Source organism: Kitasatospora sp. MAA19 (assembly GCF_029894125.1).
Lineage (GTDB): Bacteria > Actinomycetota > Actinomycetes > Streptomycetales > Streptomycetaceae > Kitasatospora.
Window position 1 is genome coordinate 149,038 of the sequence record NZ_JARXYZ010000002.1, and the last position, 16,016, is coordinate 165,053.

The window sequence follows — 16,016 nt, forward strand, 5'->3', positions numbered from 1 at the left end:
GCCCCGGTGACGTCCCGTGCACACAGCGTGCACGTGCACGCCGCCATGGTGCCGAGCCCGGGCAACCGGGTCAACCGGATTCACGCGGCCCCGCAGGAGGAGGTACAGGGGGTGCAGGGGGCGCCCGGAGGCGCCGAAGGGGGTCAACTACGATCGGGGCGTGCTCAGTCTCACCGGACTCCCCCTCCAGATCGTCACCTCGGCCGTCGCGATCCTCGTCTTCGCCGCCACCATGTGGCTCTGGCCGCGCTTCGGCGGGAAGGGCTGGAAGTCCTGGGCGGGCCGGATCGGCGCCTTCCTCGCCACCCAGGTCGCCGTGCTGGTCGCGATGGGCCTGATCGCGAACGGCTACTTCGGCTTCTACAGCTCCTGGAGCGACCTGCTCGGCACCAACGGCAAGCTCGGCACGGTCGTCGACCACACGCCCAACGCCGCCCTGTCCATCACCGGTGAGCAGAGCTTCTACTCGGCGCAGGGGTCGGACCGCGAGCGCTCGGGGCTGATCCAGAAGGTCGCCGTCAAAGGAGCCGCCACCGGCCTGAGCGGCGAGGCCTACGTCTACCTGCCGCCGCAGTACTTCCAGCCGGCCTACGCCAAGCAGCAGTTCCCGATGGCCCTGGTGCTCACCGGCTACCCGGGCACCCCGGAGAAGCTGATCTCGCTGATGCAGTACCCGGCGTCCGCGCTCACCGCGATCGAGCAGAAGAAGCTCCCGCCGACCATCCTGGTGATGACGCGTCCCACGCTCGTCGGCAACCGGGACACCGAGTGCGTCGACGTCCCGAACGGCCCCCAGGCGGAGACCTACTTCACCAGCGACCTGCCCAAGGCCCTGGCCACCGCCTACCGGATCGGCTCCGCCCCGTCCAACCGCGCGGTGATCGGCAACTCCACGGGCGGCTACTGCGCGCTCAAGTTCGCGCTGCGCAAGCCCGACTCCTACCCCGCGGCGGCCGCCCTCTCCGGCTACTACAACGCGGCCCACGACGAGACCACCGGCGACCTGTTCGGTAGCGACGACCGGCTGAAGCAGGAGAACGACCTGCTGTGGCGGCTGAAGAACCAGCCCGCCGCCCCCGTCTCCCTGCTGCTCACCACCAGCTACGACGAGGACAACTACGGCGAGACCCAGGCCATGGTCAAGGCCTTCAAGGCCCCCACCAAGCTGTCCACCATCACCCTGGACAGCGGCGGCCACAACTTCCACACCTGGACCCGGGAGATCCCCCCGGCCATGGAGTGGCTGGGCAGCCACCTCACCATGCCGCCGTCCGCCTGAACCTCGGATCACACCCGCCTCACAGCCGCGTCTCACACTCCTCTCAGCCACGCCACGCACGGTATGGCGCATGACCACGACCAGCTACTCCCCTTCGGCCGGCGAACCGTGGCCGGAGGCCGCGAACTTCCCGCCGCCGGAGGTGCCGCAGCCGGACCCGGCCCGGCCGGCCCCGGCGCCGCTCTTCCCCGAGCAGCCCCTGCCGCCCATCGGCCCCAAGGGCCCCGCCTCCTGGTCCGGCCGGCTGCGCACCCTCCCCGCCCGCGCCTGGCGCGGGCGCGCGGACGACCCGCGCTGGGTGCGCCCGGCCCTGCTGGCGCTGCTGGCCGCGACCGTCGTCCTCTACCTGTGGGGCCTGAGCGCCTCCGGCTGGGCCAACGCCTTCTACTCGGCCGCCGTCCAGGCCGGCAGCCAGAGCTGGAAGGCCTTCTTCTTCGGCTCCTCCGACGCCGGGAACTTCATCACCGTCGACAAGCCCCCGATGTCGCTGTGGCCGATGGCCCTCTCGGTGCGGATCTTCGGCCTCTCCTCCTGGTCCCTCCTCGCCCCGCAGGCGCTGATGGGCGCCGCCACCGTCGGCGTCGTGTACGCGACGGTGCGCCGCCGCTTCTCCCCGCTCGGCGGCCTGCTGGCCGGGGGCGTGCTGGCGCTCACCCCGGTCGCGGCGCTGATGTTCCGCTTCAACAACCCGGACGCGCTGCTGGCGCTGCTGCTCACCCTGGCCGCGTACGGGCTGGTGCGAGCCATCGAGGCGGCGGGCACCCGCTGGCTGGTGTTCACCGGGGTGATGTTCGGACTGGCCTTCCTCACCAAGACCCTGCAGGCCTTCCTCGTGCTGCCGGCCTTCGCGCTGGTCTACCTGGTCGTCGCGCCCACCGGCCTGTGGCGGCGGGTGCGGCAGCTGCTGGTCGCGGGCGCGGCCATGGTGCTCGCCGGCGGCTGGTGGGTGGCCGTGGTCCAACTGCTGCCGGCCTCGGCCCGCCCGTACGTCGGCGGCTCGCAGGACAACAGCTTCCTCTCCCTCACCTTCGGCTACAACGGCCTCGGCCGGATCAACGGCGACGAGACCGGCAGCGTCGGCGGCGGCGGGCGGCTCCCGGCCGGGCTCGACCTGCCGGGCGGGGCGATGCGCGGCGGCCGCGGCTGGGGCCAGACCGGCCTCACCCGGCTGTTCGGCGGCGACATCGGCGGGCAGATCGCCTGGCTGCTGCCGGCCGCGCTGATCCTGCTGGTCGCCGCCCTCTGGGCGACCCGCCGCCACGCCCGCACCGACACCGCCCGCGCGGCGTTCCTGGTCTGGGGCGGCGCGCTGCTCTCCACCGCGCTGGTGTTCAGCTTCATGTCCGGGATCTTCCACCAGTACTACACGGTGGCGCTCGCCCCGGCCGTCGCGGCGCTGGTCGGCATGGGCGTGGACGGGCTGTGGCGGGCCCGGCACCGGCTGCCGTGGGCGCTGGTGCTGGCCGGGACCCTCGCGGTGACGGCGGTCTGGGCGTACGTCCTGCTCGGGCGCAGCGCTCAGTTCGTGCCCTGGCTGCGCTGGGTGGTGCTGGTCGGCGGGCTGGCGGCGGCGACCGCGCTGGTCGCCGGACAGCTCGCCGGGAAGGCCTCCGGACGGGTGGGCGCGCGGATCGCCTCCGTGGCGGGTCTGGTGGGCCTGGCGGCGGCGCTCGGCGGGCCGGCGGCGTACGCGGTGGACACCGTCAACACGGCGCACAGCGGCTCCATCGTGACGGCCGGGCCGGCCGTACGGGGCTCCTTCGGCCCGGGCGGCGGCGGCCGGCCCGGCGGGAAGGGCTTCGCGGGCGGCGGCCGGATGTTCCAGCCCGGCGGCGGGCAGAACGGCGGCGCTCCGGGCGTCCCCGGCGGGGGCAACGGCGGCGGCGCCGGCGGCTTCGGCGGTGGCGGCAACGGCGGCGGCAACGGCGGCTGGCAGGGCTTCAACGGCGGCGGCAAGGGCGGTGGCACCGGTGGGTTCGGCGGTGGCGGCGGCAAGGGCGGGTTCAACGGCGGCACCGGCCACCGCGACCGCGGCACCGGTACCAACCCCGGCAGCGGGATCCCCGGCACCGGCGAGGACCCCGGCGGCATGGGCGGCCCCGGTGGCATGGGCGGCATGGGCGGCCTGCTCGGCGGCACCAAGGTGAGCGAGGAGGCCTCCGCCCTGCTCAAGGAGAACGCCGACCAGTACACCTGGGCGGCCGCCACCAACGGCTCGCAGAACGCCGCCAGCTACCAACTCGCCACCGGAAAGCCGGTGATGGCCCTCGGCGGCTTCAACGGTACGGACCCCTCGCTCAGCCTGGCCGGCTTCCAGAAGTACGTCCAGGAGGGCAAGGTGCACTGGTTCATCGCCGGCGGCTCCCACCGCGGCTTCGGCGGAGCCGAGAGCGGACGGGGCGACACCGGGGCGCAGGAGTCCGAGAGCGCCCAGATCGAGAGCTGGGTGACGAGCCACTTCACCGCGAAGACGGTCGGCTCCACCACCTTCTACGACCTGACGGCCCCGCTCTCCTGACCGTCCTCCAGGGGGCGCACCGCAGCCTGTGGTGCGCCCCCTTCGCGTTTCCCCCGCCCCCTGACGGTCGCCCCGGCCGCCGCGCCCCGTCAGTCCGACGGGCAGTGCGTCCCGGCCGCGGGCAGCGTGCCGTCCACCAGGAAGGCGGCCACCGCCTCCCGCACGCAGTCGCTCTTGTCGTACCCGGTGTGCCCGTCGCCGTCCCGGGTGAGCAGCACCCCGTGGGCGAAGCCGGAGGCCATCCGCTGCGCCCACACGTACGGCGTGACCGGGTCGCCGGTGGAGCCGATCACCAGGATCGGCGCGCTGCCCTCCGCCCGGATCCGGGACGGGCGTTCGGCGGTGCGGAAGGGCCAGGGGCGGCAGTCCGGGGCGAGCAGCGCCGCCCGGGCGTCGTGCCGGCTCGTCAGCGGGGCGCGGGCGGCGAGTTCGGCGCGGGCGGTGCGCAGGTCCTCGTCGGTGGGGGCCATCAGGGCGTCCGCACAGGTGATGGCGGCGAAGGCGTCCGCCGCGGTGGCGTAACGGCCTTCCTCGTCGCGGCCGTTGGCCCGGTCGGCGAGCGCGAGCAGGTCGGCGCCGTCGCCGCGGGTGATCGCCGGGTCAAGGGCCTGGCGCAGCCGCTCCCAGGAGCGCCGGCCGTCGTAGAGGACGTCGAGGGTGGCGTTCCAGGCCAGGGTGGCGGTGAGGCGGCGGCCGTCGCCGGTGCTCAGCGGGTGCTCGCGCAGGCCGTCCAGGAAGTCGGCGAGCCGCTGCGGGGCGGTGGCGCGGTCCCGGCCGAGCGGGCAGCCGTCGAGGCCCGCGCAGTCGGCGGCGAAGTCCCGCAGGGCGGTCTCGGCGGCGGCGGCCGCCTCGCCGTTCAGCCGGACCGGGTCGAGGCTGCGCTCGACGGCGCCGTCCAGGACGAGGCGGCCGGTCCACTCGGGGAACTGCTCGGCGTAGAGGGCGCCGAGGTACGTGCCGTAGGAGCTGCCGAGGAAGTCGAGCCGCCGCTCGCCCAGGGCGCCGCGCAGCACGTCGAGGTCGCGGGCGGTGTCACGGGTGCCGAGGTGGGGCAGCAGCGTGGCGTGCCGGGCCCCGCAGGCGTCGGCGAGGACCCGGCCGCGGTCGTAGCCGGGGTCGTCGGTGCTGTTCCACCCGTCCCGGGTGCGGTCGTCGAGGCAGTGCACGGGGGTGGTGCGCCCGGCGCCGCGCGGGTCGAAGCCGACCAGGTCGAAGTGGTCCGACACGGTGCCGCGAAACGACTCCCAGTCCCAGAACACCTTGTCCACCCCGGAGTTGCCCGGCCCCCCGGGGTTGAGCACCAGCGTGCCGATCCGCCGGTCGGCCTTGCCGGTGCGGGCCCGGGCGACGGCGATCTCGATCTTCTCGCCGCCCGGGTCGGCGTAGTCCAGCGGGACCTTGAGCCCGGTGCACCGCAGCTCCGGCTCACCGGGTTCGGCCTCCGGCCGGTCCGGGCACTGCTTCCAGTCCAGCGGCTGCCGGTACAGCGCCGCGAGCGCGGGAGGGGCCGTCCTGGGCACCAGGTCCTGGGGCTGCCGGGCGGACGCGCCGGCGGCCGGTCCGCGGCCCGGTACCGGCGGCGCGGTGCAGCCCGCCGCCGGCACGAGCAGGGCGGCGAGCAGGGCGGGCAGCAGACGCCTGGGGATCTTCGGGATCACCGCCCACCCATATCACCTGCCGCCCGCCCCGGTCGCATCCGCCCCCTCACCCGCACCGGCGGCCGCTCCCGCGGGAACGATTCGTCAGCCGCCGCACTGCTGGAGCATGCCCTGCTTGTCGGCGGTGGTGACGGGGAGCTGGTACTTGAGGGAGACCTGGGCGAAGCGGACGGCGTAGGAGCAGCGGACGGCCGTGTTGGCGGGGAGCCAGGAGGCCGGGCCGGAGTCGCCCTTGGAGGCGTTCTGGGAGCCGTCGGCGGGGATCAGGTTGAGCGGGTCGTTGGCGATCTGGACCCGCTTGGCCTTGTCCCACTTGGCGGCGCCCATCTGCCAGTCGTAGGAGAGCGGCATCACGTGGTCGATCTGGATCTTCGTGGCCTGCTGCTTGGTCCACTGCACGTTCTGGCCGGTGTACGGGTCGTGGATGGTCATCGCGGTGACGACGCAGTTCGAGCCGTCCTTGCGCTCGACGGCGGTGCCGTCGCGGGCGAGCAGGTCGTTGCGGGTGTCGCAGTCGTTGTGGCCGAGCGGGACGCCCTCGACGTTGTCCGTCCAGGCGGGGCCGAACTCGTTGCGGTCGTAGCCGTCCTTGGGGCCGGCGGCGGCGGTGGCGACCTTGGCGATGACGTCCCGGCCGGCCTTCCGCTCCTCGGGTGTGGTCAGCGGGGCCAGGCCGGGCTTGGTGCCGTCCGGGTTCTGCAGCGGGCTGGTGCCCAGGCCCCCGGCGGGGGCGGCGGAGTCGCCGGCCTTGTGGTCGCGGCCGCCGAGCAACCACCCGGCCAGGGCGAGGGCGCATATCAGGAACACGGTGGCGGCGGACAGGGTGGTGCGGCGGGCGGGCACGGAGAACTCCCGGGTGCTGGGGCGGGTTGACGGCGAACCAGCAGATCAGCCACCCCAAGAGCAGGTCAAGACGGCGCCACGCGAGCCCCGTCGACCATGTCGAAGCTCACACCGCGCGCCCGCCGCGCCGCTCAGCCGCCGATGGCCGACATCGGGCGATCGGGCCGGACGAAGTCGGCGGAGTTGACGGCGTGTCCGGGCCCCTTGCCGGCGATGGCGGCGCGCCACGCGGCCTCGATCCGGTCGTCGTCCGCGCCGCCGCGCACCAGGGCGCGCAGGTCGGACTCCCCGGTGGCGAACAGGCAGTTGCGTAGCTGGCCGTCGGCGGTCAGGCGGACCCGGTCGCAGCCGCCGCAGAACGGCCGGGTGACGGAGGCGATCACCCCGATCACGGCGTCCGTGCCCGCGACCCGCCACTCCTGCGCCGGGGCGTTGCCGCGGCGCCCGACCGGGACGAGCGCGAAGCAGGCGCCGAGCGCGGCCAGGATCTCGTCCGCGCTGACCATCGTCGAGCGGTCCCAGGCGCCCTGCGCGTCCAACGGCATCGACTCGATGAACCGCATCGCATACCCGCGCTCGACCGCGAACTCGGCCAGCGGCACGATCTCGTCGTCGTTGACCCCGCGCACCGGCACCGCGTTCACCTTCACCGGTGCCAGCCCCGCCGCCCGGGCCGCGGCCAACCCCGCGAACACGTCCCCGATCCGGTCCCGCCGCGTGATCTCCGCGTACCGCTCGGGGCGCAGCGTGTCCAGGCTGACGTTCACCCGGTGCAGCCCCGCCTCGCGCAGCGCCACCGCCGTACGGGCCAGCCCGATCCCGTTGGTGGTCAGCGACACCTCCGGCCCCAGCGCCGCGATCCGCCCCACCAGCTCCGGCAGGCCCCGCCGCAGCAACGGCTCCCCACCGGTCAACCGCACCGAGGCGATCCCCAACCGCCCCACCGCGATCCGCACCAACCGCACCACCTCGTCGTCACTCAGCACCTCCGCCTTCGGCAGCCAGTCCAGCCCCTCGGCCGGCATGCAGTACGTGCAGCGCAGATTGCAGCGATCGGTCAACGAGACCCGCAGATCGGTGTGGACCCGGCCGAAGCGGTCCACCAGCGGGCGCGGTGCGGTGTTCATCGACCCAGTACAGGGGCTGGCGGGCCGCACGGCCAGCGGCCGAACCGCCGGGGACCGGCCGCGACCTGCGGGTTCTCCTTGTGGATTCGTACAACTGTGGGGTGATACGGCTGCGCGCCGGCGGCCCGGGCGGGCAGGCTTGGCCCATGCAGAACACCGAAGCTCACACCGGCCCCGTCGCCGCGCTGGTGCTCGCCGCCGGGGGCGGGCGGCGCCTCGGCGGGCGTCCCAAGGCGCTCATCCGGTACGCGGGCCGGCCGCTGGTCGAACACGCGGTGGCGGTGGTCCGGGCGGGCGGCTGCGCCGAGGTGACGGTGGTGCTCGGCGCGGACGGCGAGCGGGTCCGCTCGACGGCGCACCTGCCGGGCTGCCGGCTGGTGGCCAACCCGGACTGGGCGAGCGGCATGGGCTCCTCGCTGCGCGCCGGGCTGGCGGCCCTGCCGGCGGGGGTGTCGGCGGCCCTGGTGATGCTGGTGGACACCCCGGGCGTCACGGCGGCCGCGGTGTCCCGGCTGCTGGCCGCGCACCGGGCGGGCGCGGAGCTGGCCGCGGCGGCCTACGACGGGCGGCGCGGGCACCCGGTGCTGATCGGCGCCCGGTACTTCGCGGAGGCGGCGGCGGGCGCGTCCGGCGACGCGGGCGCCCGCGCCCTGCTGGCCTCGCACGCGGACCGGATCACGCTCGTCGAGTGCGCCGACGTCGCCGTTCCGGACGACCTGGACACCCCCGCCGACCTGGCCCGCTGGTCCGCCGGCTGACCGCCCCCGGCCGGGCCGGGTGCCCGAAGCACCCGCAGCGGGCACCGACCGGGCGCACACCCCTGATCCATCCCTGAGGATTGCCCCATTCCGCGCCAAGCGCCCACCGTTTCGGGGAGCATGGAAACCGTCCCACCACCCGATTCGAACGGACGGAGCCCGCGATGGCCGGACTGCCCGACGACTTCACCGGACACGACCCCGCCCGGCCAGGGCCCGGGGCAGGCGGTGGCGCCCGGGCGATCCGCTGCCCCGCCTGCCGCCGCGAGCACCTCTACGAACCACCGTCGCTACCCTGTCCGTGCGGCGCCTCGCTGAAGGTGCCGCTGCTGCGCGGCGGGGTGCCGGTGCAGGTGCGGTTCCGGTCCTGGGAGGACTCCTGGCTGAGCATGCGCTGCCCCCATTGCGGCCGCTCCGACCAGTGGCCGCAGCCCGAGTTCACCTGCAACTGCGGCGCCACCGTCCGGCTGCCGGTGGACCGCACGACCCGGCTCGGCACCGGTACGGCCGGCCCGCTCGCCACCCCCGGCCCGCAGGCCTCCCGCCCGTACCCGGCCCACCCGATGGGCGCGCCGGTGCCCGCCCCGCCCGGCGGCTCCGGCGGGCAGCCCAAGCCGTTCCGCCACCGCACGCCGTTTCGCCCGCACCCGGTGCGCACCTCGCAGGACGCGGTGTTCACCGCCGCCCGCTACCTGGAGTGGCTCGGCTTCGACGACCTGGAACTGACCGAGGCCCAGGAACGCGACGGGGTCACCCTGCTGGGCAGCCGGATGGTCGCCCAGGTGGACACCTGGACCGAGCCGGCCGACGTGAAGTCGGTGGAGTGCCTGTGGCTGCAGACCCTGCACGCCGAGGAGATGGCCGCCGCGATGTTCACCCTGGCCGGCTACTCGCACCAGGCCACCGTACGCGGCGAGCAGTTGCTGGTCGCCCTGTTCAGCCTGGATCTGGCGGGGGTGCCGCAGCCCGCCAACGGCGCCGCCGAGGCCCTGATGGAGACCGGCTGGACGTCCTGACCGACGGACGTCCTCTAGATCAAGTCCGCCGCGAACGCAAGAACCTCCGCTCGTGATCTGGTGCACAAGCTCACCCCCGTGTTGAATTGCCGCCACAGCGCGGGCCTTTGCGTTGCCGTCACCGTCGCCATGCCGACGGGAGTCGACGGCGACGCGGGTGGGGCGGGCCCGTGCCCTGCTGGATGGCGCACACAAGGAGGTGGCGTTGTCAGAGCACGGATGGGGCCCGAACGGCCCGAACGGGCGGGGGCGGGCGGAAGCGGAGGAACCGGGCGACACCGTGTGGCGGCTGAGGTCCCGGGGGTGCTGGCAGGAGGCGGCCGAACTGTTGCGCCCGGCCGCCGAACAGGACCCGACGACGGCGTTGGCACGGGCCGAACTCCTCATCGAGCAATGCCTGTTCACCGCCGCGCAGTGGACCCAGGCGGAACAGGCGCTCCGCCTCGCGGAGGCCGTCGTGACCAGCACCGAGCAGCGCGCGGCCGCATCCTGCGCCCGCGGCTTCCTGGCGTACGTGGCCAGCGTGCTCGGTCCACGGGACCGGCTGGACGAGGCGCAGGCGGCACTCGGGCGCACCTCGGCCCTGCTGCCGCCGGACGCGCCGGGCCGCCCACTGCTGGACTTCCGGCGCGGGCTGGTCGCCGAGAACCTGCTGCGCGACCGCAGTGCCGCCTGGATCGCCTACCGCCGGGCGCACGACGGCGCGGGCGAGCGCGGGGACGAACTGCTGCGCTCGTACACCTGGCGCCACCTGGCGGCGCTGGCGCTCGCCCGGGGGGACCGCGGCAACGCCCGCGAGGGCTTCGACGCCTCGCTGCGGCTGCGCGAGCAACTCGGCTTCACGGTGGGGGTGGCGCCGGCACTCGCGGCGCTCGCCGAGGTGTCCGAGCCGGCCGAGGCGGCCCGGTTGCGGGCCGAGGCGGCCCGGCTGGTGCACGCGCTGGGCGGGGTGCCGGTCTGGCTCGCGCGCCAGTTGGGCACCGCCCGCGCGCCGGGGCCTCCCCCGGACGGGCGCAGCACCCGCGAGCCCCGGGGAACAATCAGCTAAGGTGAGCCTAACCTGGCTGGGGCGAGCAGTGCCCCGGCCAGGTCGCCTTGCCGTTCCCCGGGCACCGCCATGCCCCGGTCCGGCCGGGCCCGGCGGCCACCACCACCCCGCCCGGGCACCGCCGGGCGGTCCATGAGCGGCCCCGGTCGACCCGATGGGGCCCGCCCATGACCGCGAGCAGCACCCGGCCCGGCCCCACGCCGCGCGCCCCCCGCAGCACCGAGGCGCACGCCCCCGCCCCCGCGCCGGCCGGCACCGCCCCCGGCGTGACCTCGTACCACCGGCTGACCGCGCTCGCCCCCGTCGTACGGGTGCGCTGCGCCCCGCCCCGCCGCGGCGACGGCTGGATCCCCGCCGCCGACCTGGCCGCCCGGCCCGAGGCGCTCCGCGAGCTGATCGCCCACGACGCCCGGCAGGGCCTCGACCGCTACGGGCGGCCGCTGCGCCCGGACGTGGCGGCCGGCTTCGGCCTGCACCGCGTGGTCTGGCCGGTCTCGCTGCTGTTCACCACGCCGTGGTTCCTGGAGCGGCGCGTCCCGCTGCTCGACCCGGCGGACGTCTCGGTGCGCCGCGGCACCGGCACAGTGGAGCTGACGGTCCGCCCGGACGCCTTCGCCTGCCTGCCGGACGACCCGGCGGCCGGGGCGCCACAGGCCCGTACGGTGCCGGACGAGAACGCGCTGGCCGCCGAACTGCGCGGCGCGCTGGGCGGGTTCCTGGAGCCGCTGCTGGCCGCCTTCCGCCCCGAGGTGCGGCGCGGGCCGCGGGTGCTGTGGGCGATGGCCACGGACGCCGCGGTGGAGGGGCTCTGGCACGTCGGCGGGCTGCTCGGTGAGGAGGAGCGGGCGCGCGCCGAGCTGTCCGCGCTGCTGGAGCCCCCGCCGGCGGGCGACCGGGCGACGGCTCCGGAGTGCGCGCCCGGCGCGCCCGGCGCCCCCGCTCCGGTCCCGGCCCCCTTCACCCCGGCCCCCTTCACCCCGGGTGCCGGTTTCGCCGCGGCGGCCGCCGGGTGCGGCGACGCTTCGGGCACCGACCGGGCCCGGGCCAGTTGTTGCCTCGTCTACACCGCGCAACCGGAGGACATGTGCGGCGGCTGCCCCCGCGTCATGCGGGGTTGACGAATATCCGTGCGATATCAGATCCGGAAAGCCCGGAATTTCGGGAATAACCCGCTTCAAATTCATACGACAATGCGATTGCCGTGGGGTCAGAAATCCCTCTACTCAGCGCATTGACGGCGAATCAGCCATTCCCCTGCCGAGCATCCGCCATGATGGTCCCCGCCATCACGACGCAGGAACGCGACGTAGGAAAGCGAGGCTGGTTCCGGCGATGAAATTGTCCGACATACCGCTCGGCTGGGCCGTCACCGGAGGTGCGGGACTGCTGGTCAGCGCGCTCCTGGTGGCCCTGGTCCGGAGCCGGGGATCCGCGCCCGCCAACGGGCCGGATTCCTGGGAGCGTTCCGAGGAGCGGCGCCGTCGCAAGGAATCCCTGTACGGCGGCGCCTCCTACACGCTGCTGTTCTGCTGCGCCGGTGTCGCGGCCGCGCTCTCGTTCCACGGGCTGGTCGGCTTCGGGGTGCAGAACCTGGGGCTGTCCGGCGGCTGGGAGTACCTCGTCCCGTTCGGTCTGGACGGCGCCGCGATGTTCTGCTCGGTGCTCGCCGTCCGCGAGGCCAGCCACGGCGACGCCGCACTCGGCTCCCGGCTGCTGGTCTGGCTGTTCGCCGGCGCCTCCGCCTGGTTCAACTGGGTGCACGCCCCGCGCGGCTTCGGCCACGCCGGCGCCCCGCAGTTCTTCTCCGGCATGTCCCTCTCGGCGGCCATCCTGTTCGACCGGGCGCTCAAGCAGACCCGCCGGGCCGCCCTGCGCGAGCAGGGGCTCGTCCCCCGCCCGCTGCCGCAGATCCGCATCGTCCGCTGGCTGCGCGCCCCGCGCGAGACCTACGCGGCCTGGTCGCTGATGCTGCTGGAAGGCGTCCGCAGCCTGGACGAGGCGGTCGACGAGGTCCGCGAGGACAAGCGGGAGAAGGCCGCGGAGCGGGAGCGCCGCAGGCTCGCCGGCCGCCGCGAGCGGGCGGAGATCCGGGCGATCAGCCGCAGCACCGGAACCTGGCGCCAACGCGGCGACGGTGCACGGCAGTTGGAGTCCGGCTCGGAGCCCGCCATAGCCGGCGGGCCCGGGGCGGACCAGCCCGCCGGCCCGCGTGAGGTCGAGGCCGCCGAGGGTGCGGTGGTGCAGCCGGGCCTGCCCGCCCGCCCGGAGCGCCGCACCATCGACCTGACGCTCGACGAGGACACCGTGACGCTGCCGCGGCTGGACTCGCTGGAGCGCAAACTGAAGGACCTGGAGCAGCAGTTCGGGTGATCGGCGGCGGGGCATCGGTGGACCCCGCCGCGCGCCCCCACCGCGCCGCTCGGGCCGCGGCTGCGAACGCGGCTCGGAGCTCGGCTCGGGCCGCAGCGCGAGCCGCGGCCCGGAGCGCGGCTCAGGCCGCGGGGGTGGCGCTGAGCTCGAACCACATCCGCTTGCCGGACCCGCGCGGTTCCACCCCCCACGCGTCCGCCAGCGCCTCGACCAGCATCAGCCCGCGCCCGGAGGAGGCCTGCTCCCCCGGCGTCCGGCGGGTCGGCCACAGGTCCGACTCGTCCTCCACCTCGACCCGCAGCCGGGCCCGGCCGCCGTCCGAGGCCGGCTCCCGGTAGAGCCTGGCGGTGAACATGGCGTCCCGGTCGGTGTGCCGGATGGCGTTGGTGACCAGCTCGGACGAGAGCAGCTCGGCGGTGTCGATGAACTCGGCGACGCCCCAGCGCCGCAGCGCGTCCCGCAGCTCCGCCCGGACCTCGGAGATCCGCGCCAGGTCGGCCTGGCCGATCCGGCGGCGCAGCTGCTGGGCGGCCAGACCGCCGGCCGGGCCGTCCCAGCGCAGGAGCAGCAGCGCTATGTCGTCCTCGCGCTCGCTGGAGTCGGCGGCCTGGGAGGCGATCCGGTCGGCCAGGTCCTCCAGCGGGTCGCGGGCCGCCTCCGCGGCGGGCGCCAGCGGGCGGCCGAGCGCCCGGGTGAGCCGGGCGATGCCCTCGTCCAGGTCCATGCCGCGCGCCTCGACCAGGCCGTCGGTACAGAGCAGCACGGTCTCACCCGGGTCCAGGCTGAACCGGGTGACCCGGTACTCCTGGTCCGGATCGATGCCCAGCGGCAGCCCGCCGGCCACCGGCACCACGGCGGCGGTGCCGTCCGCGCGACGCACCACCGGGTCGAGGTGGCCGGCCCGGACCGCGTAGACCACGCCGTAGTCCACGTTGACCTCGGCGTAGGTGCAGGTCGCGAAGTGGTCGGTGTCCAGGTCGGCGAGGAAGCGGGAGGCGCGGGCCATCACCGCGGCCGGCGGGTGCCCCTCGGCCGCGTAGGCGCGCAGCGCGATCCGCAGCTGACCCATGATCCCGGCGGCGTGCACGTCGTGCCCCTGGACGTCCCCGATCACCAGGCCGACGTGCCCGCCCGGCAGCGGCACCACGTCGTACCAGTCGCCGCCGATCTGCAGGCCGGAACCGGCCGCCAGGTAGCGCACGGCCGTCGTCACGCCCGGGATGGACGGCACGGTGCGCGGCAGCATCACCCGCTGCAGACCGGCCGCCAACTCGTGCTCGGCGTCGTGCAGTCGGGCCCGGGCCAGGGACTGCGCGACCAGGCCGCCCAGGGTGGACAGCAGGGTGCGCTCGTCCGCGTCCAGCTCGCGCTCGTCGTCGAAGCTGACCACGCACACGCCGATCGCCCGGCCGCTGGCCACCAGCGGCAGGAACGCCCAGGAGCCGCGGCCGGTGCGGCTGGTCGGCTCCCACACCGCGGGGTAGCCCTCGCGGAACTCCTCGCGGGTCGGGATGAACACCGGCGCCCGGTGGCGCAGCGCCTCGGCCGCCGGGTGCCCGGCCGGCAGCACCGTGCGGTCCCAGACCGCCAGCGCCTCGGTCCGGTAACCGGAGGCGCCGAGGATCTGGGCCCGGCCGGCCTCGAAGGAGGCCAGCACCAGGCCGTCCGGTGGCAGGCCGGGCAGCGGCAGCCCGGTGAACACCCGGGCCACGTCTCGGACGGTGACCGCCTCGGAGAGGGCGCGCGCCGCCTCCTTGATGAACCGGGAGCGCTCCTCGCGCAGCAGGGCCATCCGGTCGGCGCGGTCGCGCTTGTGCAGTTCGACGGTGGCGTCCCAGACGAAGCCCACCATCCGGGAGGCCCGACCGAAGGCGTCCGCGAGCACCCGGCCGCGGAAGCGCACCGCGCGCATGGTGCCGTTCGGCCCGACGGTGCGGTAGTAGGCGCCGCACTGGCCCAGCTCGGCCACCGCGCGCTCGACCCGGCGGCGCACCACCGGCGCGTCCTCGGGGTGCAGCAGGGCCAGGAAGGAGCCGGCGGTGCGGTCGAAGCGGCCCTGGTCCATGGTGTCCAGGCCGATGATCGCGCAGGCGCGGTGGTCGCCCTCCAGGACGTCGCGGCGGATGTCCCAGTCGAAGGAGCCGATGCCGTTGGCGGCCATCGCGGGCTCCAGCCAGTCCGGCATGGTGTCGGCGGAGGCGGGCGGCAGCCCACCGGGGAGCACCGGCGCCAGCCGTCCGGCGACCCCGGGCGCCGTGCGCAGCGAGTGCCGGCGCACGGCCTGCGCGGGCGGCTTCGCCCGGGCTGTGCCGGTGGCGGTGGTGCGACCGGCCGTGGTGGGGTCTGCCGTGACGGGACCGGGTGTGGTGGGACCGGGTGTAGTGAGACCGGGTGTGGTGGGACCGGCGGGGCTGGGCTCAGCCGTACTGGGCTCGGCGTGGGTGGCGGCTGCCTGCTGCGGTTCGACGGTGGACGCACCGGGAGGGAGCGCCGGCCCCGGCGACTCGGGCTCAGTGGGCATGCTGCTCCTGCCGCTGCCGTGGCGGACCGCGCCGACCGTCCGGACGGGCCGCGTGGCGGTGTGGTGGGTGGTGCTGGATGGGACGGTGTCGACGGGCGGTGGTCAGTCGAGGTTCGGACTCCCCGCTGCCTCCCGCACGTGGACACACATTCCCACCATCCTGTCCAATGTTCGGCCGAGCGGCAATGGTAACGGGCCGGAAATCTTCCGCTCCGCCTTCTGTTCCGGGCATCCTTCGACGGCGAATGAATCGGCGCCGAACAATGCGGTGGACGGGTTCGGGTGGACCGGCTCAGATGGACGGGCTCCGGTGGACCGGCTCAGGTGAACCGGCTCAGGGCAGGGCGAGTTCGAACCAGGTGACCTTGCCGTCACCTCTCAACTGCACGCCCCACGCGTCCGCGAGCGCCTCCACCAGCAGCAGGCCGCGCCCCGAGGTCGCGTACTCGGCGTCCGGATCGCGGCGCCGACCGGGCAGCCGGGTCGTGCCGTCCTGCACCTCGATCCGCAGCCGGTGGTCCGACCCCAGCACCGCGTCGAACACCGCGCCCTTGCCGGTGTGCAGCAGTGCGTTGGTCACCAGCTCGGAGGAGAGCAGCTCGGCGGTGTCCGACAGCTCCGGCACCCCCCAGTGGCTGAGCGCCGTCCGCAACCGCCGCCGGACCGAGCCGACCGCGACCAGGTCGGCTGGGTCGAGCGTCAGGTGCAACCGTCGGTGCAGGGCGCAGCCGGGGGCCGGAGTCCCCGGCAAGGTCGTCCCGGTGCCGCCGACCGGACCCTGGGCGGGCCCGGACCGGTAGGCGTCGCCCGAACCCGTCCGCTGCCGCGGGAATCGCGACTGACCGTCCATCAACACATGCCCCCGCCCTCAAATCCAG

General features: G+C 75.1%; 12 protein-coding genes. 7 read left to right on the forward strand and 5 right to left on the reverse strand.

Translation table 11 applies throughout. The features are described 5' to 3' along the window. Positions 1-160 precede the first annotated feature (160 nt). Positions 161-1,279, forward strand: a complete 1,119-nt coding sequence (locus P3T27_RS03680) for an alpha/beta hydrolase-fold protein (protein WP_280674256.1) — start codon at positions 161-163, stop codon at positions 1,277-1,279. Positions 1,280-1,349: 70 nt separating this feature from the next. Then, on the forward strand, positions 1,350-3,797 hold the full coding sequence (locus P3T27_RS03685) for a glycosyltransferase family 39 protein (protein ID WP_280674257.1): 2,448 nt from the start codon (positions 1,350-1,352) through the stop codon (positions 3,795-3,797). 89 nt (positions 3,798-3,886) lie between these two features. On the opposite strand, the gene P3T27_RS03690 is transcribed toward P3T27_RS03685, so the two are convergent. The 3 genes from P3T27_RS03690 to moaA all read right to left on the reverse strand — a co-directional run bounded on the left by P3T27_RS03690 (position 3,887) and on the right by moaA (position 7,425). Next, positions 3,887-5,455 (reverse strand): alpha/beta fold hydrolase, encoded by a 1,569-nt coding sequence (locus P3T27_RS03690; protein WP_280674258.1) that lies wholly within the window; start codon positions 5,453-5,455, stop codon positions 3,887-3,889. Between the two features lie 84 nt (positions 5,456-5,539). Next, complete coding sequence (locus P3T27_RS03695; protein WP_280674780.1) at positions 5,540-6,238, reverse strand: HNH endonuclease family protein; 699 nt, start codon at positions 6,236-6,238, stop codon at positions 5,540-5,542. Positions 6,239-6,429: 191 nt separating this feature from the next. Then, positions 6,430-7,425, reverse strand: a complete 996-nt coding sequence (moaA, locus tag P3T27_RS03700) for a GTP 3',8-cyclase MoaA (RefSeq protein WP_280674259.1) — start codon at positions 7,423-7,425, stop codon at positions 6,430-6,432. Positions 7,426-7,571: 146 nt separating this feature from the next. Between moaA and P3T27_RS03705 the strand changes: the two genes are divergently transcribed. From P3T27_RS03705 to P3T27_RS03725, 5 genes are all read left to right on the forward strand, one after another. Continuing rightward, positions 7,572-8,183 carry a nucleotidyltransferase family protein gene (locus P3T27_RS03705; RefSeq protein ID WP_280674260.1) on the forward strand — a complete coding sequence of 204 codons (612 nt, stop codon included), beginning with the start codon at positions 7,572-7,574 and terminating at the stop codon, positions 8,181-8,183. A 164-nt stretch (positions 8,184-8,347) separates the two neighbouring features. Continuing rightward, positions 8,348-9,199 carry a hypothetical protein gene (locus tag P3T27_RS03710; RefSeq protein WP_280674261.1) on the forward strand — a complete coding sequence of 284 codons (852 nt, stop codon included), beginning with the start codon at positions 8,348-8,350 and terminating at the stop codon, positions 9,197-9,199. Positions 9,200-9,479: 280 nt separating this feature from the next. Further along, positions 9,480-10,247, forward strand: a complete 768-nt coding sequence (locus P3T27_RS03715; protein WP_280674782.1) for a hypothetical protein — start codon at positions 9,480-9,482, stop codon at positions 10,245-10,247. A gap of 167 nt (positions 10,248-10,414) precedes the next feature. After that, positions 10,415-11,365, forward strand: a complete 951-nt coding sequence (locus P3T27_RS03720; RefSeq protein WP_280674262.1) for a (2Fe-2S)-binding protein — start codon at positions 10,415-10,417, stop codon at positions 11,363-11,365. Between the two features lie 214 nt (positions 11,366-11,579). Continuing rightward, positions 11,580-12,617, forward strand: a complete 1,038-nt coding sequence (locus P3T27_RS03725; RefSeq protein ID WP_280674263.1) for a DUF2637 domain-containing protein — start codon at positions 11,580-11,582, stop codon at positions 12,615-12,617. A gap of 121 nt (positions 12,618-12,738) precedes the next feature. On the opposite strand, the gene P3T27_RS03730 is transcribed toward P3T27_RS03725, so the two are convergent. Continuing rightward, the gene (locus tag P3T27_RS03730) at positions 12,739-15,138 is read right to left on the reverse strand and encodes a SpoIIE family protein phosphatase (protein WP_280674264.1); all 2,400 of its coding nucleotides are present in this window, start codon (positions 15,136-15,138) and stop codon (positions 12,739-12,741) included. Positions 15,139-15,472: 334 nt separating this feature from the next. Further along, on the reverse strand, positions 15,473-15,889 hold the full coding sequence (locus P3T27_RS03735; RefSeq protein WP_280674265.1) for an ATP-binding protein: 417 nt from the start codon (positions 15,887-15,889) through the stop codon (positions 15,473-15,475). Positions 15,890-16,016 lie beyond the last annotated feature (127 nt).